Here is a 25,193-nt window from a genome sequence, read left to right on the forward strand (position 1 = left end):
ATTGGATGGATTCTTAACTGTGGGCTGGAGATGTGTCCGTACCTCAATAATTGGCGGCGTGATCTGTTTTATAGGTGCAAGTGGAAGTTTCTGCTTTTTCGCGCCAATTGTCAGAGTTGCCCCGTCAATGAAATCGTGCAGCGGACATCCCGCAGGCGTCGACTTAACACTAAACCGCCAAGTCGCCCTCGCGAGACGAATCGTGTCCGCTCAGCCTGCTACCTACAATCTGATCGTTATCTGGCTTGCATGTTTGTGCATCATGCCGGGGTGTTCGGCGGTGCGCACTCGTTGGCCGCTGCCGGTGGTAAGTGAGCCGGTTTTTGTGGATACGATTGATCCGCAATCGGCGTTGGCGGAAGCGGAATCGCTTTATTCGACCGCACAAGAGCACGAGCATTATGGCTGGACTTCCTGTGTCGACTTGTACTTTGAAGTGGCTATTCTGACATTGGGGGCGGGGATTCAAACCACGGAACGCTCTCGTGAACTGCATCGTTCTTGTCTTCAGAAGATTGTCCTGACCGGACAGCGTTTCAAGCGACTGCTGCCGCAGAGTGGTTTGCAAATTGAGCGCGACGGCGAAGATACCACGATTCCGGTTTCCCACCATGGCTTTGTCTGGGAGCCGAGTGACTTTGATACGCTCGAATTAGTGGGAGACTATGGCAGCAGCGGGCTCAGGCAATTTCATCGTTGCTCTGGCGCTGGTATTCCACTGGTTGTGGAAGGCGACTCCTCTGGTGGCCGACCTTTCGGAGTAGACCGCCCCGTGTTTGCCGCTACGCTAGTCCTTCAGCCACGGAGCTTCTTGGACTCGAGCGCGCTCACCGATGGAAGCCTTCCAGGCGATGGTCAAGGTGCCGGCCAGGCTTGTGCGGCAGGTTGGGAATTAGCCTTCTATGATCCTCTACGCGTGCATTGTGTGGAACGACTGGGGGAAAACATTCCACTTGCGCGGGACACCTCTGCTCCCTTGATCTATCGGTTGGATGATACGCCGCAGGACTATCTTGCCAACTTTATTTCGATTGGGACGCGCACGGGAAACGGGAGGCTGATCACTCTCGAACCGTACCAGCCCGGGAAAATTCCAGTTGTCTTCATTCATGGTCTGTTGTCGGATCCCTTTACTTGGGCCGAGATGACCAATGAGTTGCAGGCGTCTCCAGATTTCGTCGATCGCTACCAGATCTGGTATTACGAATATCCGACGGGCGAGTCATTTTTCTTTACCGCAGCTCAACTGCGTGAACAACTACGGGCCGCGCGAGAGGTCTTCGATCCCAGCTGCAGTGATCCACAGCTATCCAACATCATGCTCGTTGGACACAGTATGGGGGGGCTGATTGCCAAACTGCAAGTTACGTCGAGTGAGGATCTCATTTGGGATGCAGTCGCAAATTGCCCGTTAGAACAAGTTGTGAGTCCGCCAGATACTCGGGATAAGCTCCGCAACTCCTTCTATTTTGAACCCAATCCGGCAGTGACTCGGGTCGTTTTTATCGGAACACCCCATCGCGGTTCCGTTTACGCCCGACGTTTGGTCGGAAAGATAGGATCTGCATTGGTAGAGGAGTCGGCGGACAGGAAGCAGGCCTATCAGCAATTGCTTGCATGCAATCCAGGAGTCTTTTCCAGGGAAGTTCAGCGTCGAGTTCCAACGAGCATCGATCTTCTGAATCCTCAAAGTCCATTGTTGAAAGCCACGGATTGGCTCCCCATCAAAGACAGCGTCGTCCTCCATTCGATCGTGGGTACGGGACGCTGGACGTTAGGGTACGGCGCCTCGGATGGGGTTGTGCCCGTGGACAGTGCGTTCGAGTTTAGAGCTAGGTCCGAGCGTTGTGTTGTCGAGGAACACTCAAAGTTGAATCAACATCCCGACACGGTCGACGAGGTGCGTTGTCTTTTAGAAAGGCACTGGGCCAATAGTCAACCGAGCCTCTTGTCCTATTCGCAAATGTCCCATCGCCAAAATTAGTTGGAGCTGTATGCGAGCGGGCGAGCGTCCTGCACCGCGTGGCCAGCTACGACTGAATGCACTCGTTGCGGCTCTTGCTTTATCGCGGATCGCCCTCTGCACGTGGGCTAGTACCTGGCCTCAAAAAATTTCGGAATATATAACTCCCTTCGTCACGTTCTTCTGCGAGTAGCCATTGGTTGGGACCAAATTCTGGGAAGTAAACGTCTCCTTCGTACTCTCCTTTGATCGTACTGAGATACATCGCATCAGCCAACGGCAGCGCGGCCTGGTAAATCGAGCTTCCACCTGCAACGAACACGGTACGCTTTCGCAGTCGTGCCAGCTCAACTGCCGCAGGGAAGGAACTCGCTATCTGTGCTTCCGCGGACTGCAGTGAGCGAGAGACGACGATGATCTGGCTCCTATCCAGATCCTGCCCAAAGATCTCGTAGGTGCGGCGGCCCATAATCACGGTTTGGCCACGCACAAAATTGAGGTACTGCGCATATTCTTCGGGGACCTCCCACGGCATCCCAGTTCCGAGTCCGATCACGCGGCTCTCGGTCATGGCGGAGATGATGATCATCGGGAGACTCGGTTGCAGAGAACTGATGTTGGTAGACTCCAGATAGTGGACGGGACGGATAGGCACGCTGTCCCATGGATAGAAAGTCAATGGAGAGAACGGTTTCAGCGAGCGGTTGGTCCATGGGGCCCAAACTCCCCCGAAGAATTCGGCGAGAGCTCAAGCAACAGCTCCAGTCCATTCTAAACGACTCGTGGAAGGATCGGCCTACAGGCAGCTTAGCTTCCGACTATTTTTCTGCAGTAGAAAAAACCGTCGGCGCACACTGCTGTATGTTGCGATTGCTCCAAAACGACAGTGGATCGCATCAAGGTATTTTTTTGCTGAGGCGCGCGCCGGTGACGCGCCTCAGGAACGAGGCCCCGGAAGTAGGTAACAAGCTTGTGAATTCGGTCCAGCAACGCCCAGTTAGGCTACGTGCCGGACGCACGGTTTCCTGGACCAGAACGCAACGGATAACGGGCCACCATCGCTGCCTGTCCTGGGGCTGGCATGGTGTTCACTCCTAATTCGGGAGATGCTCTCGCTGGATGGGGGGCTGCGGCAGATTGTCATCGTACTTTCATAGGCTGTAGCTATTTGCTCCGTCTGTAACCAGCCTTTTCATCAGTGAAATGAATTTACAATTGCGAGAACAGAGAGAACGTATTAAGCTTGTCCAAACGCAGCAAATATCAATGCGCTGCTACGGTCACATTCCCCGCTTGGTTGCCCCCCGAGCAAGATGCACGACGCTAGTTCTGCTGAGAATGTGTTGCCACGCTATATCTTCTCCCTTTTTTGATTAATTGCCCCTAATCAGCCTCTACGATAAGCTCAATTTTGAATGATGTTTTCCATGGGAGAGCATCGTATCCGGAAGCATTGCGCGCTCCCACGCGTGGCATCTGCAACTGAGTTTATCCTCGGAGCACCTCACGACTGGTACGGACTTGCAACATCGTTGAGGTTCGGTAGGCATTGTCTCGCTTTACCGTTCACTCGTCAGACAACTGGTGGCCAAATTCCTGTGGGCAGTAGCACGTCCCCAGTCGCCAGTGCTACGGCAATTCCAATCCGATCTCTTCAGAAACTCGATTGCGATCTCAAGAATCCGTTCATGTCCCTGACCTATCTCACGAACTCTGTTCGCCTAGCCTATGTCTACTCGATGCACTATGCCGAAAAGAAGGGGATTGAGTCTGGAGCGATCAGCAACCTACTGAACTTCAGTGATCACTGGCTGGAGGAGCTGGATGAAGACACGTTACTCGAGCTCTTCCCAAAATTCCTGCAGGGACTCGTGCTCCTCCTCGATGAGGATGACTTGGGGTTTCGATTGGGGAAGAATTTTCATTTGTGCTTGATTGGTCTCGGTGGCCTAGTTGCGAGTCATGCACCTACCGTCGCGGCGGCCCTTGAAATTCTCGAACAATTGTCGCACTACCCTACTTCGCATTTCAAGATTTCGCGGATTGCCAATGCGGAGCACAGTGAACTCATCTTCGAAGCCAACGATACCTGGGCAGGGGCAATGGCGAGCCAATTCTCAGAATGTTGGGCAGCCGCTTACGTGGCCAGCGCACGAAGTCTCATGGGGGGGCACCTGGCGCCGAAGTTCGTGCAGTTCGCGCATCCAGCGGGAAGCTCCATGGCAGCAAAGGAAGCGTATTTTGGTTGTCCGGTCGCGTACGATGCACCGCAGACTGTGGTGTGCCTGGGGCATCTCGAGCTGCACCGCAGCTCCCCGCTGCACGAACCGTTGCTCTATGAGCAATTGAGTTTCGCTGCGGGGATGTTGGAAGAGCGGCCCCATAGGGGGGCCCCAACCGTGGAGCTGGTGGGGCAGTCCATTCGTAGAGGTCGATTCACCTTGAACGAAGTCGCGCGGGAATTGGGAATGAGTCCGCGCACCATTCAGCGGCGTTTGAATACGGAGGGTACCGAGTTTCGGACGCTGGTAGACGATATTCGCACGCGGATGGCACATGTCTATCTACGCTCGGGGAGTTTGACTGTCGCGGAAGTTGCCCAACGACTCGGATTCTCCGATGCCCGCTCGTTTCGCGCGGCCTACAGGCGTTGGACAGGGCGGGCGCCTCGAGACCTTCAAGCTTCAGAAATTGGTTGAGGTCGCATACGAACGGGGCGATTTTAGGTAGAATCCCGCCAGGCTCTTTTCAAGCTAATGGCGACCTCTTTCGGCTGAATTCGGATTGGGCCCCGCTAATTGGAAAGGGTTTTGCTCGCCTCCCCAGATTCACTTCGTCCTCTAAGCACCATGCAACCAACGCTCGACGATGCCCGCAAGGCACTGCAAACCTATTGGGGCTACTCTGGGTTCAGGCCCCTACAGGAAGAGGCGATCCAGAGGGTTCTGAGCGGTAAGGATAGCTTAACCGTCCTACCCACGGGTGGTGGCAAGTCGCTTTGCTTTCAAACCCCAGCGGTCTGTCTACCGGGCTTGGCGGTCGTTCTGTCGCCGCTTATTTCTTTGATGAAAGACCAAGTCGATGGCTTGAATGCGTGTGGCATTCAAGCCGCCTTTGTGAACAGCACCCAGTCTGCGGAAGAGAAGCGACTCATTGCAGAGCAAATCCGGGCGGGCCAGATAAAACTCTTATACGTTGCTCCCGAACGCCTGCTGACGGCTCGGATGCTCGATTTCTTGGAGGAGCTGTCGGTTTCGTTCTTCGCGATTGACGAAGCCCATTGCATTAGCGCCTGGGGCCATGACTTTCGCCCCGAATACCGTGGATTGAAGGTACTCAAAGAACGATTTCCGCAAGCAGCGGTCCACGCCTACACCGCCACTGCCTCTCAGTCGGTACGGGAGGACATCGTCCGGCAATTGGCTCTGAAGCAGCCTCAAATCCTGGTGGGTAGCTTCGATCGCCCCAATTTGACCTACCGCATGATTCGTGCCACTCGTCGGCTTGAGCAGGTGAAGGAGGTGATCGCTAGGCATCGTGGCGAGTCTGGGGTCGTCTATTGCATAAGCCGAAAAGAGGTCGAGCGGACTGCGGCTGAATTGAAGCAGATGGGGATTCTTGCACTACCCTACCACGCAGGACTTTCCGATGCACAGCGACAGAATCATCAAGATGCGTTTATCAAGGAACAGGCCGATGTCATTGTGGCCACCGTCGCTTTCGGCATGGGAATCGATAAATCCAATGTCCGCTACGTCGTGCATGCGGGTATGCCGAAGTCCATCGAGCACTACCAGCAAGAGAGTGGTCGCGCGGGACGCGATAGTTTGGAATCCGAATGTGTGTTGATCCATTCGACTGCAGATCTCGCTACGTGGAAGAGGATCATGGAATCGGATTCTCAGACCACGGACGCAGGGGCGGTTACATCCTTAGAAGCGATGCATGCCTTGTGTGTAAACCCCGTCTGTCGGCATCGAGCCATCGTCGAATACTTTGGCGAGCAATACCAAGCGGAAAATTGCGGAGCGTGTGACGTGTGCTTGGGGGAAGTCGAATTGCTTGCCGATGCGATAACCGTAGGGCAGAAAATCCTATCATGCGTGCTACGCCAGCAGGAGAGATTTGGTGCCAGCCATACGGCCAAGGTGCTGGCCGGTTCGACCGAGGCGCGGATCGAACAGATGGGGCATCATCGACTGAGTACTTTTGGGATTCTGGCGGATGAAGGGTACGACGCGATCCGCGTATGGATTGACCAACTCGTGCAGCAGGGATTCTTGGATCGCAATGGCGAATATCAGACATTGTCCGTCCCAGAAGCCGGCCGGCGCTTGTTGCGACGTGACGGTGAGCCACAGCTGTCGGTCGTTGCCCCCACGCGAAAGCGGCGCCAAGCTAGCAAGTTGTCAGATGCCTCCTGGGAGGGAGTGGATCGTGAATTGTTCGAAGTGCTTCGTCAGCTTCGCAGCCAATTGGCTGGCGCCTCCAACGTGCCCGCCTACATTATTTTCGGGGATGCCACCCTGCGGGAGATTGCTAGGCAACGTCCAACGGACCTAGCCCAGTTTGCGTTGCTCAAGGGAGTCGGTGAACGGAAATTGCAAGATTTTGGGGAGCCGTTCGTTGGAGCCATTCAAGCATACATTCGGCAGCAGACGTAGCTTGGGGGACTCTAGGCATAAGAGAACTCCAGGGACGCTCCGCCGGCCGCTGGGGAGAAGCGTTCTTAGAGCCAACCGACGGCCACCGCGCTGTAACGCACCACTAGGCCAGCTACCACGACGCTCACCATGCTCATCAATTTGATGAGGATGTTGAGACTGGGACCGCTGGTGTCTTTGAATGGATCCCCCACGGTATCGCCTACCACGGCCGCGTCGTGTGCCGGCGATCCCTTGCCACCCAGCTTTCCCGATTCAATATACTTCTTCGCATTGTCCCAGGAACCTCCCGCGTTGGACATGAATACCGCTAGGCAGAAGCCGGTGGAAAGTGAGCCAGCGAGGAGCCCCATTACTCCTCCCACCCCCAACAGCATGCCAGTCAAGAGTGGTGTCAACAGCCCCACCGCCGCTGGCAAAATCATTTCCAATTGAGCGGCTTTGGTACTGATCTGGACGGGCCGCGCGTAGTCGGGCGTGACCTCGCCGGTTAGAATTCCGGGGGTTTCTCTGAGCTGACGCCGTACCTCTTCCACCATCCCAAAGGCAGCGCGACCGACCGCCTTCATCGTCAGGGCGCAAAACACAAATGTGGCCATGGCTCCCAGGAACAGCCCCAGCAAGACTCTCGGATTTAACACTGACGCTTCGTAGTAGTTGGTAAAATCGATGAGCGTCGCCAGGTCGACGTTCACCAGTTGGCCGCCACTGGCCGAAAATGTGGCCGCAGCACCATGCTCGCCCTCGCTCAGCTCGACCAATTCCTGGGGGATTTTCCCAGGTCCTTGCGAGAAACCAACGGCTTGCCAAGATTCGCGGATACGGCTGTCGTTGACCAGGTAGGGCAGGGCCAAGAAGGCGTGCGTTTCAGCTCCCTCTCGGGCAATGACAAAGCCACGTGAGACTTTATAAAATCCATCCTCAGCAATTTGCGTCACGAGCGAATCGCCCCAGCGTTCGAAGCTCATTCGAACCTCTTCGACGTAGGCGGCCAGCAGGGCCAGGGCGGTCAGCGCGGCAGATCCAATGGCAAAGCCTTTTCCCGTGGCCGCCGTCGTGTTTCCAAGGGAATCGAGGGCATCGGTGCGTGCTCGGACCGCCGGCTCCAAACCAGCCATCTCGGCATTTCCGCCGGCATTGTCTGCAATCGGCCCATAGGCATCGGTGGCCAATGTGATGCCTAAAGTGCTGAGCATGCCCACCGCGGCGATACCGACGCCGTAGAGGCCTAAGGCAAAATAGTGGGGGTCGTTCATGTTCCACCCGCAAGCAAAACCGAAGGCCGCCATGGTAGCCGTTCCGATAATCATCACGGGAGCCCATACACTTCCCATGCCATCGGCGATCCCACAGATGATGATCGTGGCTGGTCCCGTTTGTGCCTGTTCGGCCAGTTTCTGAGTGGGGGCAAAGTGGTCGCTGGTGGCGTATTCCGTGAATTTTCCTACCAGCCAGCCCGCCGCTAGACCAATAATCACACTCAAGGCAACTCCTGGAATCACTCCCAAGATCATGGTACCTGGGACTTGGGGCATGAGCCAACCCGATAGTGCCAAGGTCGCAACGCATACCAATATGGTGGAGCTATTGATGCCTCGCGCTAGTGCCGCCAAGAGGGACTTTTGATTGGCATCTTCGCTCGTGTGGACCAGATAGATTCCGACGATGGACAGCAGAATTCCGGTGGCTGAAATGGCTAGCGGGAGCAAGATCGCATTCAACTGATTTGCCTGCCGCGCCTCTTCGCTCAAGCCTGGTATTAGAGTGGGGCTGGCAAAAGCGGCGACACCCAGTGCAGCCGTCGCGAGAATGGAGCCGCAATACGATTCGTAGAGGTCGGCTCCCATGCCTGCCACATCTCCGACGTTATCGCCCACATTGTCGGCGATCGTAGCTGGGTTTCGCGGCGAGTCTTCGGCCATATGCTGCTCGACCTTGCCTACCAGATCGGCGCCCACGTCGGCTGCTTTGGTAAAGATTCCGCCTCCCACGCGTGCAAACAAGGCTTGGGCACTGGCCCCCATCCCGAAGCAGAGCATGGAGACTGTGATGGCTTCGAGCGACAGCTTGTGTTCATCACCGACTACCAACGGCCATCCCCAGTAGAGCACTCCGAACCAGATCGTGATGTAGGACAAACCCAGGCCAACAACCGTCAGGCCCATGACCGCGCCGCTACGGAACGCAATTTTCAGACCTTGGTTGAGCGAGCTTCGAGCTGCGGCAGCCGTGCGCGAACTGGCCTGAGTGGCGGTCTTCATGCCGAGCCAGCCGCTTAGTCCCGAAAAGAATCCGCCCGTTAGAAACGCGATGGGGACGAATTTGCTTTGCAAACCATATCCGAACGCTGCGATGGACAAGAGGCCAGCGATGACCAAGAACACGACTGTTACGACAAAGTACTGTTGCCGCAAATAGGCATTGGCGCCGTCTCGAACCGCGGCAGCGATGCTCCGCATTTCAGCGGTTCCCTCATCGCAAGTCATCATCCATCGATAAAATGCAAACGCTTGCATCAGAGCCAAGGTCGATGCACCCAACGCAAATATCCAGACGAGGACGTCCATAGTTGATATCTTTCCGTGATGAGCAAGGCGTTTTCCAGCTGCATCTAGAAAGATAACATGTCCAGGCACGTCCCGGGGGCGTGAGCGACAAAAAGAACCTGGAGAACCGCTCAGGTGGAATCGGCTCGCGTTCCAGCCAGCCGAGTCCAGGCGATCGACGACCGCCGGTAAGCCGTTATGCTAGGCGGTCGGTTGCAATGTGATATTGAGGGTCTTCCGAGACGTTGATCTCGACCAAATCTCCCGCCTTATCCAGTAGTGTCCGACACTCTTTGCTGAGGTGCGTTAGGTGGAGACGCTTTCCAAGGCTCTCATATTTCTCCGCCAGAGAATTGATCGCTTCCAGTCCCGATTGGTCGTAGACTCGCGTGTAGTAGAAATCAATGACGACGTCATCGGGATCGTTGGCGACATCGAACATGTCTTTGAATGAGGATACCGACGCAAAGAAGAGCGGACCGTGTAGTTGGTAGATCTTGTTGCCGAACTCATTGTGCTTCACATCGGCGCCCATGTGCGTGGCGTGCTGCCAGGCAAAAACGAGGGCTGAGACGATAACTCCCAGGATCACAGCGGATGCGAGATCATGCATGACGACCGTGTAACCCGCCACTAAGACCATCACGAAGACGTCGCTGCGAGGCATGCGTCGGAACATCTTCAGCGATGCCCACTCGAAGGTCCCAATTACGACCATGAACATGACGCCCACGAGTGCTGCCATAGGAATTTGCTCGATCAGCGGGGCTAGGAAGAGCACGAAGGCCAACAGGCAAACAGCTGCTGTGATACCCGACAGACGCCCACGGCCTCCAGAGTTCACGTTGATCAATGATTGACCGATCATCGCACAACCACCCATCCCGCCGAACAGACCGCAGACCAAGTTGGCTGCACCCTGACCGATACACTCGCGATTACCTTTGCCACGGGTCTCTGTAATTTCATCGATCAGGGTTAGCGTCATGAGCGACTCGATCAACCCCACGCCGCACAGAACAATGGCATAGGGAAAGATGATCCATAATGTAACTAGATTGAAGGGGACTAGCTCGTGCTCTAGGAAAAAGAGCGTCGGGAGTCCACCGCTAATTCCAACGTCTGCAACTTCCGCGGGCTCGGCTTTGCCTTCGGCCTCCACGATCGGATCCGTGGTGGATTGCGCTGGTACATTGAGACTCACTAGCAGGCTCTGCGGGGATTCGGCTTGCTCATCGCCTTGAGGAGTTTCCGTGGGAACTTGTGCATGACCGTGCGCTGGCGCGGGATTCAACGCTGCTGCTTGGGTATTGGTCCGCAGCATATCTCCAACCGTCGCCAGAACGTTGTCGCCCGACTCCGTCTTCATGGCATTGTTGATTGCTAAGGACAAACAAGAAACAGCCAGAATGGCTACCAGCGATGCTGGTACCGCCGTGGTGAGTTTGGGGAGTAACCAGATGATCGCCATCGTTAGTGCCACGAGAGCCAACATGATCAACAGCGGTGTGCCGGTGAGGTAGACCAAGGTACCGCTCGCCGATAGCGTCTTGAAGCTTCCGAGTTGTGCCATGCCGATGACGATGGCCAATCCATTAACGAATCCCAGCATCACAGGGTGCGGGACCATCCGAATTAGTTTTCCTAGTCGACCAAGGCCGACAGCCATTTGCAATAGTCCACAGAGGATGACGGTGGGAAAGAGGTATTCCACCCCATGCTGGGCTACTAGGGCCACCACAACGACGGCCATGGCACCGGTGGCGCCAGAGATCATTCCGGGACGGCCTCCAACGATGGCGGTAATCAGTCCAAGGAAAAATGCTGAATAGAGTCCGATTAAGGGCGAGACACCTGCCACGAATGCAAAGGCGATTGCCTCGGGCACGAGTGCCAGGGAAACCGTCAATCCCGAGAGAACATCATTCTTGATCGAACCCGATTGTTGGCGAAAAAAATTCAGCATTGGGAATCCAAAAGTGTAAGGCCGCACCCAAGCGTTGGGGGGCAGAGGAAGCGAGGGTTCCTCTAGCGTTCTTGTCTTAGTTTTCGTTGATAAAGCTTGCCCGCTGTGACGCGAGGCGAGACCGTTTATCAACACTTCTCAGGTCGGACTATAGTGAGAAGAGGGATTCGGTCAATGCAGTATTGCCGACGCGGGACAATGCGCCGGAGGCGACACTCTCGCTCTTGGCGGGCAGCTAGCGTCCTAGCGGTTTCGTGCTTGCCGCTAAGAGCACGGGGAGGCAAGGCATTCCACCTGTAAGTGCAGGTTTCCATCCTTAAGACGGCTTGGCGCAGAATTCAGAACTCGGCGATTTATTCGCAAAATTGTTGGATTGCAACGATCTTTCCACTTGGGGCAAGCTGGCTGGGTTTTCCGAATTGGTTGTGGCTAACGTGCCGAGAACTCTTTGTGCGGAATCGCATATTTCTGTGCTACGTTTCACAAACCAGCTAGCCGAGTGTGCCAATCCGCCAGAACGACGCCTGCTGCGAATCCCCACCGATGATTTTGAGAGGAGAGATTGATGTTTGCTAAAATCCTTGTCCCTTCGACCCTAGCGCTGCTACTTAGCCTATCCTCTGGCTTGGCTGCGAATTGCAGTGCTGGCGAACCAGCTTGGACGAACCATGTGCTCAAGCGTGGCGTAGATCGACAGGTCACCAACGCCACCGATATTTTGGAACGCCCCTATCGCCCATTGCATTTCTATGGCAATACTGTCCGGCGAGCGCACTATCGTGGGACCCCTCGTCCATCCTTGGGCGATGTGGTCAAGACCGTCAAATACATCGCGGAACGTTAGTGAGCCTTACCAACCACAGCCAGATTGCTAGGGAAGGAAGTCCGTGGACAAGCATGTGCAGGGAACGCCACCACGCGTCGTGATCGTGGGTGGCGGTTTCGGGGGGCTTGAGACCGCCAAACGCTTGAAGCGATCCGGCGTCCAGGTCACGTTGGTGGACAAGCGAAACTATCACCTGTTCCAACCGTTGCTGTATCAGGTGGCCACCGGTGGCTTGTCCCCGGCGAATATTGCCACGCCGTTGCGTTCCATTCTGAGACGCCAGAAAAACTGCCAAGTGATCATGGCGGAAGTTGTGGATTTTGACGTTGCGCAGCAAAAGCTCTACCTCGCTGATGGCCAAATCGACTACGACTTTCTGATTGTCTCCGCAGGTGCTACGCACAGCTACTTCGGGAATGATGCCTGGGAACCGATGGCGCCTGGCTTGAAGACGTTGCAAGACGCGACCGAGATCCGCCGCCGCATCTATTCCGCTTTCGAAGCCGCTGAACGAGAGCTTGATCCTGCCCGGCGTGAAGCCCTGATGACCTTCGTGGTTGTTGGGGGGGGCCCCACGGGCGTGGAACTGGCTGGTGCGCTTGCCGAAATTGCCGGCCATACGCTCAAGCACGATTTTCGGCAGATCAACCCTCAAGACGCAAAAATCTTGCTCGTTGAGGCCGCGGAGCATGTCTTGGCGCACTATCCGGCCGAATTGTGCAGTCGTGCCGAAGCCAAGATACGGTCGTTGGGGATCCAGGTACTCACGCAGACGAAAGTCACCGATGTCCGGCCCGAACAGGTTCACTTGTCAGGGCCCACCGGTGAGAGTGTGATTGCGACCCAGAACGTCGTGTGGGCAGCGGGTGTGCGAGGAAACCCACTGGGGCAGAAGCTCGCTCAAACCTGCCAGGTAGAACTCGATCGCGCCGGACGAGTTCCCGTATCCGCTTCACTGCGGGTAGAAGGGCAGGAAAACGTGTTTGTAATCGGGGATTTGGCCAATTGCCCCGGGCCCAATGGTCGTCCCCTCCCCGGCTTGGCGCCCGTTGCGATTCAACAGGGGCGGTACGTGGCAAACGCCATCGCTAGTCAAATTGCAGGCAAAGCTGTTTCAGAACCCTTTTCCTACTACGATCGGGGCTCCATGGCTACCATTGGCCGCGCCGCTGCGGTCGCACAGATCGGCAAGCGACAGTTCTGTGGCCTGCTGGCTTGGATCATGTGGTTGACCATTCACCTCATGTTGATCGTCCAATTTCAGAACCGCGTCTTGATTCTGATGCAATGGGCCTGGAACTATATCACATTCAATCGCAGTGCTCGACTCATTATTGAAGATCGGACGCCCAAGACCTCGGGCTAAGAACCGCTTGCCCTCTCACCGCTTTTCGTGATAAGAATGCTCTCATTGAGTCCTTCCCTTACCACCGCGAGAGGTTCGGCAGATGAAACAGATTTGCTCACGCAGTGCAGGCTCTCCCACCCTGCTCGGCCCGCAGGGCTGGAGGAATTGGGATCGTCGTATCGGCCCAATCTTGTTCGGATGGTGCTTGATCTTGGCTTGGTCCATTCCTGGGACAATTGAGCAACTTGCGGCCCAACAGCAGTTGTCGCAGCCGATTGGCCAAACTCAAGTCACTACGAACGCAACCCCTGTACTTCCCACTCAGCAGCAGAGCCTTCCCCATCAGCTGGTGGAGCAGTTGCCGCAAGGCCTGCTCCCGCAAGAGCGGGTGGCGATTGCCGTCTATGAACACTGCAATTTGGGCGTGGTGCACATTTCAACGCGTTCGGTAGAGGCCAATTCCTTCGAGCAGTTGGCTATTCGCGAAGGCTCTGGCAGCGGCTCCGTCTTGGATCAAACGGGGTTAATCCTCACTAACTTTCATGTCGTCGATGGCGCTCGAGAGATTACTGTCAGCCTGTTTAATGGCTCGGCATTTCCAGCGGTACTCGTCGGAACGGATCCCGATACCGACATTGCCGTACTCAAAATTGCTGCTCCCCCCGAACAGCTCTTTCCCGTCGCGTGGGGCGATTCTCAACAGTTGCGTGTGGGGCAGCGGATCTATGCGATCGGCAACCCCTTTGGACTTGAGCGGAGCATGTCCACCGGCATGATCTCTAGTCTCAATCGACAGATTCCCTCCCGCAACCGCCGCGCGATGCGCTCGCTGATTCAAATCGATGCTTCCCTCAATCAAGGCAATTCCGGGGGACCACTGCTCAACACTCGTGGCGAGCAGATTGGTATGAACACGGCAATTATGAGCAGTGACGGCGATAGCAGTGGAGTTGGTTTTGCGATTCCTGTATCGACACTAAACCGCATCGTTCCCCAGCTGGTGTCGCAAGGGCGGGTTGTTCGACCCACAATTGGAATCACGCGGGTGTTTGAAAAGGAGCAGGGGCTGCTGATTGTTGTCGTGGCTCCCGACGGTCCAGCTGCCCAAGCTGGTTTGCAAGGCTTCAATTTAGTCACCAAGCGATTCAGCCAAGGCGGGTATACGTTCGAACAGAAAACGGTTGATCCGTCGCATGCGGACCTCATTCAAGCAGTCGACGGTCAACCGGTCCGCACCGCGGACGATCTATTGGCATGCATTGAAGACAAGCGGCCTGGCGACCAGGTACGGCTCTCGATTATTCGGCAGAACATGCAGATAGAAGTGCCGGTCACGCTGGGCAATCCTGAGTAGAGCGAGGGCGGGCACGACCGTTAAAACCTGGTCTTCCGCCTGAGTTGCTAGCACGTTAACCTGTTGCAGTCCTGCCTTTACACTGCCCAAGTTGGAGTCTGCAATGGAAACCACCGCTTCAGAACGTCCCAATCCAGCGTTCAATCCGGACGATTTGCCAACGCTGTTTGGGCATCCCACCGGATTGTACACGCTGTTTTTTGCCGAGATGTGGGAACGATTCTCTTACTATGGCATGCGAGCATTGCTCGTTCTGTACATGATTAAGGGGACGCTTGGCTTCGGCGAAAAGGATGCAAATGCGATCTACGGTGCCTACACCGCCCTGGTCTATATGACTCCCTTTTTTGGCGGGATGATTGCCGATCGCCTGTTGGGTAAACGCACTGCGGTGATCATCGGCGGGTTGCTGATGGCCGCAGGGCACTTGATGATGATGTCCGAGGATAAATTCTGGTTCTTCTCGGCGTTGGGGCTGCTGATTGCCGGTAATGGTTTCTTCAAGCCCAATATTTCCTCCATGGTAGGCAATCTGTACTCGGCCTCCAATCCGAAGCGAGACGGCGGATTTACACTGTTCTACATCGGAATCAATTTGGGGGCTGCCCTGGCGCCACTCTTGTGCGGATATGTGGGCGAAACGTACGGCTGGCACCGCGGGTTTGGCCTAGCTACGATCGGCATGCTCGTTGGCTTGGCCTTGTTTGTTGCGCCCACCCGCCTAACCCAGGTATTGATCTTCATTACGGCCGCCGCTAGTGCCTATGGCATCATCTTTTTTCAAGCGAGCGACATTTTCTCTGTGGCCCTCAACACTTTCGTACTGTTCGCCCTGGCATTGTCTTCCGTGGCAGCGATCGTGGCGCTTGCGCGCGGCGGTCTTCCTGCGCAGGTCGGCAACGCTCCAGATCCCAAGAGTTACGGAACCAATTTGGCTTACGTCTTAGTCGGTACATTCCTGATCATTCCCATCTTCGTCGTGCTTGTCTCTGGTTTCTCGGTCCTACCGATGTTTCCTGAGCAGTTGTCGCTGTTGCCGGAGAGCGTCATTGAGCCGCTGCAAGCCAGCGAATCGGCTCTCGTGCGAGGGCTTGCAACCTCGGTTGAGGAGGCGAGTCGTCCTGCCGGTTTGGTGCTAATTGCGGCCGGTCTGTTGGCGACGATCTATCTGTTTTGGGAGGCGTTGCGGATGACCAAGATCGCCCGAGAGAGGATGTTCGTCGTGTTTACCCTGACCTTCTTTTCGATTGTGTTCTGGGCCTTTTTTGAACAACAAGGAAGTTCGCTCAACAACTTCACCGACCGCAACATCGATCGTGTAACGGAAGAACGACTGGCCGACCAGTCCGATGTGGGGCAGACCGTCACGCTGCGTCTCATTCCAGCCAATGATCAGACAAGAGAGTTCGATTATTTGAGTCAGGAATATTTGGGGCATGTGAACGGCTCTGCCAGCATCAATACGCAAATTGAAAAAGCGGCGCGCGCGATCGAAGCCGCTCGCGAAGAGGAACGCCGGCCCTCGCCAGAAGAAATGGAGACGCTGCTCGCGGAGTTGCTATCGCAGCCCAAGTTGACGATGACCGCCGCTACCTATTTGCGTGAGTTCGCCAAGAGTGAGGCAGCCCAGGATGCGGACAAAGTGGTGGAGTGGACCTTCCAAGAGGAGAGTGTTGGGAAGCTCGGCATTGGCGGTAGCGAGATACCTGCCTCCGTGTTCCAGTCAGTCAATGCGGTCTACATCATGTTGTTTGGTCTGCTCTTCACCGCGACCTGGAGCTATCTAGGGGCGCGCGGAATCGAACCCAGCACACCTACCAAATTCGCTTTGGCTTTGCTGCAAGTTGCCTTGGCTTTCGGCATGCTCTACTTTGGCGCGCAATTGGCGGATAGTGACGGAATGGTTGGCGCCGTCTGGCTGTTGTTGATGTACCTGCTGCTGACTACGGGCGAGCTGTGCTTGTCGCCGGTGGGGCTGTCCATGGTGACCAAGCTGACTCCAGCCCATTTGGTCAGTACGGTGATGGGGTCGTGGTTCTTAGCAACTGCCTTTGCCCAATTCCTGGCCGCAATCATTGCTCAGTATGCCGTGGTAAACGATGGAGGCAACGTGGTACCAATCCCTGCTGAGACCGTGAATGTCTATGGAGATGTGTACTGGCTGGTCGCGGTGATGGCTGGTGTGACCGGCTTGGTCTGCTTGGCCATGTCACCGCTCCTGAAGAAATGGATGCACCTCGGCGTGGATGAAGCTGGCGCAACCTAAAACCGGCGTTGCTTGTTGCCGCGTATCAACGCTACGGCCTGACGAGCTGTCAGGCTATTGAAAACGGGCGAGCCCATACGGTGTTGGATCGAGATGCGGCGTCTCCGCTCCGATCAACTCCGTGACCAGACGGGCCGTGACCGGTGCGAGGGTTAACCCGAGCATGTTATGTCCAGCAGCAACCCAGGCATTGTTCCAACGTGGGCTGCGGTCGATGACCGGTAAGCCATCGTAGGTCATTGGCCGCCAGCCGTACCAAGTTTCCAGCTCTGGCTTTCCGAGAGGTTCGTGCAAGTAGTGTTGCGCACCGGTGCGTAGCAACTCAAGACGCTCTGGGCGTATCGATTCGTCGTAACCCACAAATTCCATGATCGACCCCAGTCGATAACCACTTAGCATGGGAGTCACGGCCACCCGGTGCTCGGGGAAGATCATCGGAATGTTGGGGCAGCGGTTGGGGCGTGGCATCGTGATGGAGTAGCCCTTGCCGGGTTGAATCGGAATCTTGCAACCCAAATGTTCGTTGAGCATTGGTGCCCATGCTCCGGTTGCAAATAGAAATCGATCACCCGTTAATATTCCGTGACTGGTTTCGATGGCATCGATTCGGCCTTCTTGAGTCTGCAGCCCCTTGAACTTGCACTGCTCCAGAAATGCGCCGCCCCGCTGCTCCACTTGAGTTTGTAGGGAAGCAATCAGACGGTCTGGTCTGAGATGTGCGTCGTGTTCGTAGAACCATGCGCCTGCGATCGAATCCTTCAACGTCGGCTCGAGCTCAATGGCTTGCTGTGTGCTCAGCTTGCGTGCCGGTTCCTGGAAAACTTCGGTCAGCAAGCTATTGGTTGCAGCGTAAGATTCGAAGGCTTGAGGCGAAAGGTAGGGAAAGAGGAGTCCCTTTTTTTGCCATTCACAGGCAACATCTTGCTCGGAAACAAGCCATTCGTACTCTCGCAATGTTGATGTTAGGAGCGCCTGGATCGCGTGAGCCGCAGAGAGCATGGAGCGCTTGTTACAGCGTTTGGCAAAATTCCACAACCAACTCCAGAGCGCCGGATCGAGTCTAGGTTGGATACGGAATGGGCTGTTGGGTGTCAGCATGGCGGTGAGAGCCGCCTTGAATGCGCCCGGTTCGGTCAATGGTAGTACATGGCTGGGGCAGACCAAGCCACAATTTCCATAAGAGCAGGCGCGACCAATTTCCCCTTGGTCAATCACGGTGACTTGCCATCCATCTCGCGACAAATACCAAGCGCTGGTCACCCCGATAATTCCACCGCCGACAACCACGATATGACCACGGCTACCCATGTTGAATTCCCATACAGAAGGGATCTTGAGGGTCGAGCAATAGTTGCCCGGCACCTGTTATAAAAGCAGTGCCCGTGATGGAGGGAACGATGGGCCTCAAGGCCGCCAGTTGTCCGCTTGTGTCCAGGCTCTCCGAGTGCTCGGGATGGAGGTGTTTGTAGGTTGCTTCGAAAACGCTTCCCACGATACTCTGCTGGCGATAGAGACCGTCTGGCGGCAAGGTGCCATCGGCGGCCAGGCAGGCAATTTTGGCACTCGTCCCAGTGCCGCAGGGAGAGCGATCGTAGGCTCCACCCGGGCATAAAACATAGTTGCGTGAATCGGCGACGGAGGTCGAGCTACTTGGTCCAATGAGTTCAACGTGATCGATTTCCTCACCGTTTCGTCCCGTGATCTGCTGCTGCTGCAATGCGGATCGAATACTGCGTGCCAATGCGTCGAGTTGAGGTTGATTGTCGAGTCCAATCCGCAATCCATGGTCTTGGCAAAGAAAGAACCAATTCCCGCCCCAGGCAATATCTCCATGGACCTCGCGTCCGTCTGGGAGCACCAACGGGACGTTGCGCCGAAAGCGATAGCAGGGAACGTTCTGAAGAGTCACTCTGCCATGCGACCCTAGCTCAAATGGCACCACACCAACGGGTGTTTCTAGCCTGTGTTGGCCGGGGGCGATGCGTCCCAAATGATGGAGCGCAACAGCTACTCCCATGGTGCCATGCCCGCACATGCCTAGCACGCCGATGTTGTTGAAAAATAGGACGCCAGCGCCGCAGGAGCGATCGAGCGGTGGAGTCAATAGTGCGCCGACAAGCACATCGTTGCCTCTTGGCTCGCACACCATCGCTCTGCGAAAATCATCGAATTTCTGATGGAATTCGACTTTGCGTTCTGCCAACGTGGTGCCTGCAAAGCGTATCGGACTCTCGACGATGATCCGTGTCGGCTCACCGCCAGTATGGGTATCGACAAACTCAATACGTTGCATAGATGGGCGCTCGTGGCGATTAGGGAGATTGGGATTTCTGAGGAGTGGTCGGATGCCAATCGGGCCTGGTGCTGCCCAATATACTGGGAACCCCAACTCTCCGTACATTGGGCAACACGGTTACTCGCGTAGGTTTACGATCTCTACTTGGTGTAGAGATTTTGCCAAGTCAGGGAAGTATGGGTCGACGATTCCTTGCTGGGCTAGTTCATCCAATCTATCCATGGGGCGAGTTACCGTAACGGACTTCAGTAACACCAGTTTCTCGGCGTTCATTCGTTGGCAACAGGCCGCGGCAATTGAATCGCTAGTAATGTCCCAGCTCTCGGGCAGCTGGATCTCGCCTTGAGTGGGGTGGATGAATAAACCGACCTGCACAATTGCCACAGACTGTTGCGACCGTCGGTCTGTCGCGCATCGCGAACTCAGGAAGAAATCGAGGTCCTCTCGTGTCTCGATGAGCAAGCGATTGGGCAGCAGTTGGTGGGCCAGCCTCGCCGTCTGCTCAAGAAGCGAAATGCAAAGCCAATGGGAAAAGGTCGCTGAGAATTGGTGGACCGCATCCAATTGGCGAACGGCATCCACCAAACTGCCACCGCCTACCAATACGAGGGTGCACGGATGGGGATTTGCAGCGCACCAGCGATCAAACCTACTTCGCAGGTCTGGAGTGTTCAACAAGCTACCACCTAGCTTCACAATACGAATCGGCCGCGGAGAGCCCTGCTTATGCATGCTGTTCAGCTCTATCCATGGAGCACAGCTGAGCAGCAGCCAGCGCCGGCGCAACGCGGGCTGCTTCTGGACTCAGGATATCGCTGAGAGCAACGGTTTCGATGCTGAAAGCTGAATGCACTTGGGCTTGGCGAAACAGGGCTGTTCCATGGCCGGTTAGGAGAATCTTGGCGGATCCCACGCAACCTGCGGCGCGAAGATTGGTATCCAATGCTGCAGCCACCCGCCGCGCCTGTGCATCCAGGGCCTGAGTGGCTAACGTACCAATGAGTTCGCTAGAAAGAGTCTCCGCATCTTCGCCAATCATTCGCGCCAATCGCGCCGTAGCGGATTGGATATCTCGTGGTCGTCCATCTGCCGTATCGCAGTTGTGCGACTGTTCGGGCGTGAGCCCCAGCACGAGGTAGACGTCGTCCATGGTGGCAAACCGCTCTGCCATGAGAGGGCACGCAATCGGGACTTGCGGATCGTCGATCGCCAGGCTTACCTCGGAAAGGACCATCGCTAGCGGCGTGCGTTCCATCCCGGTATAGACCAGCTGCGACAGTTGCATGCGTTGCCGGTCCGTTTGAGCGGTGGTCGCGATTTGCGCATCGACCAAGGGGATAATGTCCGTGGTGGTGGAACCGATGTCGACGATGGCGTGCAGAGTAGACGGGGAGAAACGCTGAGACTTGCAAATCCAGTTCGCCAGTGCGTGCCAATTGCTAGCCGCCACTGTCCAGGGAGAGAGGCATGCATCCTCGGCGGAGTACCAAGTTCCATCCACTCCGTAGACGCTGATTCCTGCAGTGGGAACTGCTGAGGATATCGATTCGATGATGTGCTTCACCCCTTGGCGTCGCGTTGCATAGCAATCGGCCAGCTCGCCAGTGAGGGTGAGGGCTAGGTGGACCTGCTCTAGGTTGATCCAGTCGGTAGCGGTCAGCATGTTCCGCACGACTTGGCCCAAGTGCTGATGTTCCAGCCACATCGGAAATGCCCGCGAAACGCACCGACCTGTGGTGTCGGACAGTTTAAGATTGGCACCCCCGATATCTGCGCCAACAATCGTGGGGGAAGCGAGCGAACTCATGTTGCGTTGATTTCTGCGGAGTTAGTTTGTGCGTAGTGAATGGGTAAGATGATTTGAAATTTGCTGCCCGTCCCAAGTTGACTGGTCAATCGGATCTCGCCTCCCAATAGTTTGCAAAGCTCTTTGACAATCGACAGGCCAAGCCCTGTACCGGAGAATTTGCGGGTTAGTCCATCGTTCTGCAAGACTTCGTTGCTTTGTCGAAACTTCTCAAAGATGATTTCAAAGTCGGATTCGGGAATGCCCACGCCCGTGTCCGCGACCGTGACATAAAAAAAGGACTCTGAAACGCGGCCCATGGAAACCGTAATGAGGCCACCGTCAGGCGTGAACTTAATGGCGTTTGAGAGTAGGTTGGTGAGGATCTGTTGGAGTTTGGGCTGGTCTTGGAAAATCTCAATCTGCGGGTCGTCCGACTCAATTTGCAGCCCCATATTCTTTTCGTCGATCAGGCTGCGCAACATATCGCACTGGGCGTGCGTCAAGGAGACAAGGTTAAATGAGGTAGGAGTCACGGTCATTTTGCCCGCTTCGACTTTAGCGAGATCGAGGATGTCGTTGATCATGTCGAGCAGGAGCTTGCCACTGCGTTGAATATTGGAGGCGTAGCGCTTCTGCTTCTCGGATAGCGAGGGGATGTCATGCAGTACATCGCTAAAGCCAATAATGCTGTTCAAGGGAGTGCGCAATTCGTGACTCATATTTGCCAAAAAGTCGCTCTTGAGTCGATTCGCTTCAAAAAGGTTGAGGTTGGCTTGGGCGAGTTGGTCGACGCGCACGTCGAGCTCTTGGTTCAGATTTTGCAATTTCCCTTGGCTCTCCGTCATGTGACGAATCATCCGATTGAACGCATCTGCCAGCTCATTGAACTCATCGCCGGTATCGATGTTGGCGCGGAGATTGGTATTGCCGCGACTAATCTCATCACTAACGCTCCGCAGGTGTTTCAAGGGCATCAACACGAGGCGTTTTAGAACCCAGTGGACGATTACCAAGGTCGCAGCCACGGTGACCATTGCGATCGCGATCATTACTGCCAGCGTGGTGGCTGATGCAACTTGCGTTTGCCGGTGCGGCAGCAAGACCTTCACGACTCGGAACGGGATGGCTTCGGCAGTGGATGTCGGGTACCGCTTGTGGCAGCGCATGCAGCTTTCGGTGAACTTTACTGCATGGTAGTAGACGTACCAGCCTTCGCTGGGAGTTGGTCCAAAGAAATCCTTGCGCTCGTTTTCTGCGGGATAGAGGGGCCCAGCCTCTCGAAAGAAAAAGCGTCGAGTGGGCTCCTCAGCAGCATTCAAGGGATCGTTGGTCGTGGCCAGTGGATCCGTCAACAAAATGTCCGGTGGCTCCGTTGCGGCCCCTGTTGAGGTTGCGACCGAGGGGGACAACGGCGATGGATTGGTGTTGGAGGCACCTCCGCCTGCTGCGGCCTCGGAGGCGGAAGACTGCTCCGCCAAATATTGCCGGAATTCAATCTGCAGATCCTCCAAGACGCGTCGCTCCTGCGCATCCTGGGGATGTTCGGCTTGATCCAATTCGATGTGCTGGCTGGTCTCCTCCAACATCAAGAACTCGTGATGATAGTTGGGATTCTCGATCAGGTCCTCACGGAGTTCTTTCAGCACGTCGGGCATAAAGTATTCACTGGGGAATACCGGGTTGGCAATGCTGGGGATATCTCGATCGACGTGGCTCCAAGCCACCATGGAATCTGCGTAATCGCGAGCCGCTTGCTGGGTGGTTTGCATTACCAAGCCGTCGGCCACCACTTCAAGCACGAACCAGAAAGAAGAGCCGATGGGGATGACGAGTGCGAAGGCCAAGAAGAGTAGGCTTTTGCTTTCGAGGCTCCAACCGACCACTATTACGCGAATGATGGCCCGCAAGAAGTTGAGAATAGACTGGAACGTGGCTCGCATCGACTGAGGCTGCAGCTTTCGGAAATCCCAAGTGTAAGACTCAGGGGAGGGCGATCGATTTGGGATCCATTCAGTAGGGAACGCTTGTTGAACCCAAGTTTACCGCATGAACTGCCTTACCAGGAATCGCAACTTCCACTGCATCTCGCAGGTTGTGCGGTAAAATCCGAGATAAACTAGCGACTGCTAAAGGAGGGGGGATTGTATGATTTATCCATTCAAACAGCCTAGTTTCTGTATTTTATTGGACTATCTCCCAACTTTCGGTTGTAATGTTTGCTTGCTTGTCCCGAATTCTGTGACTAGCATAACCTGAATATCTCTACATCCCACAACATTTTCACGGTGCCCGAAAACGGGGAACGGACATATGTCAAAAGGCTTTCGGTACTGGATTCGCTTCAACACAGTCGCGCTCCTAACAGTTGTCATCACTTTCAATCCCGTTTGGGCCGGTCGCGGACTTCGCGGTTGGCTTAAGAAACGCGCGGCATGTCCACCGGTGGAATGCTGTGTCCCGAGCACTCCATGCGACGTGGGGTTTGATTCAGGCTGTGCAAGTTGTGGCGCGCCAAGTGCCTGTGGCTGCGATAGTGGCGTTCAATGGATGCCCCCAGCAACCGACTGTGGCTGTGGGACAGTGGTTGAGTCCATGCCGGTTGAGCCCTGGTCGAGCAGTGATTCCGTCGTTGCTCCCCTGGACGTTGCTCCCCAGCATTCCGAGGCTCCAGCCGCGGATGAGCCACCTCCCGCGCCTGCAGTCGTCGAAGAAAGTGCAGAAGCTCCTGAGCCGCCCGCTGCTGAGCAGCCTAGCAGCCCATCAGACGTTGCTCCCGCCGAGCCTGCCCCTGCCGTCGAAACGCCTGAACCTCCTGCCGTGGAGGAAACGGTGCCATCAACCGAGGATGTGTTTGGGGAGGCTCCCGACGCTGGTGATGCTCCCTCACCGGACGACGATTTGTTTGGCACCCCTGCTGATCCAGCTCCTGCGCCTGCGGTAGAAGAGGATTTGTTCGGCACGCCAGCTGAGCCGGCCCCTGCGACTGGCGATGATCTGTTCGACGCACCAGCGACTGAAGCGGCTCCTGCGGGCGATGATCTGTTCGGTGCTCCCGCCGCTGATGCCGCACCTGCTGCCGGTGAGGATCTGTTCGGTACTCCCGCGACCGACGCGGCTCCTGCAGGCGAAGATCTGTTCGGTGCCCCCGCTGCGGATGCCGCACCTGCTGCCGGTGAGGACCTGTTCGGTGCCCCCGCGACCGACGCGGCTCCTGCAGGCGACGATCTGTTCGGTGCTCCCGCCGCGGATGCCGCACCTGCTGCCGGTGAGGACCTGTTCGGTGCCCCCGCGACCGACGCGGCTCCTGCAGGCGACGATCTGTTCGGTGCTCCTGCCGCGGATGCCGCACCTGCTGAAGGTGAGGATCTGTTCGGTGCTCCCGCGACCGACGCGGCTCCCGCAGGCGACGATCTGTTTGGAGCTCCCGCTGCGGATGCCACACCCGCTGAAGGTGAGGATCTGTTCGGTACTCCTGCGACAGACGCGGCCCCCGCAGGCGACGATCTGTTCGGAGCTCCGGCTGCCGACGAAGTACCAGCCGCAGGCGATGACCTGTTCGAAGTGCCTGCCGACGACGCGGCCCCGGCGGACGGTGATGACTTGTTTGGTACACCAGCTGATCCCGCTCCGGCTCCCACCGCAGGAGACGATTTGTTTGGTATTCCAAGTAGCAGTGACGATTCTGCGGATGACCTGTTCGGAAAGCCTACTTCGACATCCGATAGTTCGGCTCCTACCGATTTGGACGACCTATTTGGAACCCCAGAAGTGCCTGCCGAAGCAGCGGAAGAAGCCGAATCCGATCCCTTTGATGACCTGTTCAAGAGCAGCGAATTCCGCACTTGGCGAGATAACACGGGGGGCTTTGAAGTTGAGGCTCAGTTGGCTGAAATTCGAAGCGATAGCGTTCGGTTGCTCAAGGACAATGGCAAGTACTGCACTGTCCCAATGGAGCGTCTAAGCCCAGTGGACAGAGCTCTGATCGTACAGATCGCAAGTCGTATTCCGAGTGGGCAAGTCAAGTTTATCGCGACGTCCAACCCTTGAATGCGGTTCCTTAGCTTCCCGGCAGCAACCGCTTCGAGTTCATCTCCGCTGGCAGGCCCTAATTGGGGCTGCGGGAGAGACTAGAGCTCATAGGCGATGCGAGCGGGAAAAACGATCTTCCCCAAGGG

At 56.0% G+C, this 25,193-nt stretch carries 16 protein-coding genes; 8 read left to right on the forward strand and 8 right to left on the reverse strand.

The features are described from left to right. Positions 1–127: 127 nt before the first annotated feature. Positions 128–1,984 (forward strand): esterase/lipase family protein, encoded by a 1,857-nt coding sequence (locus Q31a_RS12735; RefSeq protein ID WP_145078138.1) that lies wholly within the window; start codon positions 128–130, stop codon positions 1,982–1,984. Positions 1,985–2,063: 79 nt separating this feature from the next. Here the strand turns inward: Q31a_RS12735 and Q31a_RS12740 are convergent, their stop codons facing one another. Further along, positions 2,064–2,642: a dihydrofolate reductase gene (locus Q31a_RS12740; protein WP_145078140.1), complete on the reverse strand. Its 579-nt coding sequence runs from the start codon at positions 2,640–2,642 to the stop codon at positions 2,064–2,066. A gap of 1,009 nt (positions 2,643–3,651) precedes the next feature. On the opposite strand from Q31a_RS12740, the gene Q31a_RS12745 reads away from it, so the two are divergent. Both Q31a_RS12745 and recQ read left to right on the forward strand, forming a co-directional pair. Beyond that, the gene (locus Q31a_RS12745) at positions 3,652–4,662 is read left to right on the forward strand and encodes an AraC family transcriptional regulator (protein ID WP_197356787.1); all 1,011 of its coding nucleotides are present in this window, start codon (positions 3,652–3,654) and stop codon (positions 4,660–4,662) included. A gap of 111 nt (positions 4,663–4,773) precedes the next feature. Then, positions 4,774–6,627, forward strand: a complete 1,854-nt coding sequence (recQ, locus tag Q31a_RS12750; protein WP_391575322.1) for a DNA helicase RecQ — start codon at positions 4,774–4,776, stop codon at positions 6,625–6,627. 65 nt (positions 6,628–6,692) lie between these two features. Here recQ and Q31a_RS12755 read toward each other — a convergent pair whose 3' ends face one another. Next, positions 6,693–9,194 carry a sodium-translocating pyrophosphatase gene (locus Q31a_RS12755; protein ID WP_145078144.1) on the reverse strand — a complete coding sequence of 834 codons (2,502 nt, stop codon included), beginning with the start codon at positions 9,192–9,194 and terminating at the stop codon, positions 6,693–6,695. Positions 9,195–9,369: 175 nt separating this feature from the next. After that, entirely contained in the window at positions 9,370–11,139 is a 1,770-nt protein-coding gene (locus Q31a_RS12760; RefSeq protein ID WP_145078146.1) for a SulP family inorganic anion transporter, read from the reverse strand. A gap of 565 nt (positions 11,140–11,704) precedes the next feature. On the opposite strand from Q31a_RS12760, the gene Q31a_RS12765 reads away from it, so the two are divergent. From Q31a_RS12765 to Q31a_RS12780, 4 genes are all read left to right on the forward strand, one after another. Further along, positions 11,705–11,983: a hypothetical protein gene (locus Q31a_RS12765; RefSeq protein WP_145078148.1), complete on the forward strand. Its 279-nt coding sequence runs from the start codon at positions 11,705–11,707 to the stop codon at positions 11,981–11,983. Positions 11,984–12,026: 43 nt separating this feature from the next. Further along, the gene (locus Q31a_RS12770) at positions 12,027–13,331 is read left to right on the forward strand and encodes an NAD(P)/FAD-dependent oxidoreductase (protein ID WP_231691177.1); all 1,305 of its coding nucleotides are present in this window, start codon (positions 12,027–12,029) and stop codon (positions 13,329–13,331) included. An 82-nt stretch (positions 13,332–13,413) separates the two neighbouring features. Next, on the forward strand, positions 13,414–14,667 hold the full coding sequence (locus Q31a_RS12775; protein ID WP_145078150.1) for a S1C family serine protease: 1,254 nt from the start codon (positions 13,414–13,416) through the stop codon (positions 14,665–14,667). Between the two features lie 103 nt (positions 14,668–14,770). Next, positions 14,771–16,933, forward strand: coding sequence for a peptide MFS transporter (locus tag Q31a_RS12780; RefSeq protein WP_145078152.1), 2,163 nt, complete (start codon positions 14,771–14,773; stop codon positions 16,931–16,933). Between the two features lie 54 nt (positions 16,934–16,987). Here Q31a_RS12780 and Q31a_RS12785 read toward each other — a convergent pair whose 3' ends face one another. From Q31a_RS12785 to Q31a_RS12805, 5 genes are all read right to left on the reverse strand, one after another. Beyond that, complete coding sequence (locus Q31a_RS12785) at positions 16,988–18,241, reverse strand: NAD(P)/FAD-dependent oxidoreductase (protein ID WP_145078154.1); 1,254 nt, start codon at positions 18,239–18,241, stop codon at positions 16,988–16,990. Continuing rightward, entirely contained in the window at positions 18,234–19,226 is a 993-nt protein-coding gene (locus Q31a_RS12790; RefSeq protein WP_145078156.1) for a proline racemase family protein, read from the reverse strand. Before Q31a_RS12790 ends, Q31a_RS12785 begins: the two co-directional genes overlap by 8 nt. A gap of 120 nt (positions 19,227–19,346) precedes the next feature. Beyond that, on the reverse strand, positions 19,347–19,961 hold the full coding sequence (locus tag Q31a_RS12795; RefSeq protein WP_145078159.1) for an amino acid kinase family protein: 615 nt from the start codon (positions 19,959–19,961) through the stop codon (positions 19,347–19,349). After that, positions 19,954–21,036 carry a hydantoinase/oxoprolinase family protein gene (locus tag Q31a_RS12800; RefSeq protein ID WP_145078161.1) on the reverse strand — a complete coding sequence of 361 codons (1,083 nt, stop codon included), beginning with the start codon at positions 21,034–21,036 and terminating at the stop codon, positions 19,954–19,956. Before Q31a_RS12800 ends, Q31a_RS12795 begins: the two co-directional genes overlap by 8 nt. After that, complete coding sequence (locus Q31a_RS12805) at positions 21,033–22,958, reverse strand: ATP-binding protein (RefSeq protein WP_231691178.1); 1,926 nt, start codon at positions 22,956–22,958, stop codon at positions 21,033–21,035. The genes Q31a_RS12800 and Q31a_RS12805 overlap by 4 nt, the downstream gene beginning before the upstream one ends. 370 nt (positions 22,959–23,328) lie before the next feature. Here Q31a_RS12805 and Q31a_RS12810 point away from each other — a divergent pair, with 370 nt between their 5' ends. Further along, entirely contained in the window at positions 23,329–25,065 is a 1,737-nt protein-coding gene (locus tag Q31a_RS12810) for a nucleoporin (protein WP_145078163.1), read from the forward strand. The last annotated feature ends 128 nt before the right edge of the window (positions 25,066–25,193 follow it).

The organism is Aureliella helgolandensis (assembly GCF_007752135.1).
Taxonomy (GTDB): domain Bacteria; phylum Planctomycetota; class Planctomycetia; order Pirellulales; family Pirellulaceae; genus Aureliella; species Aureliella helgolandensis.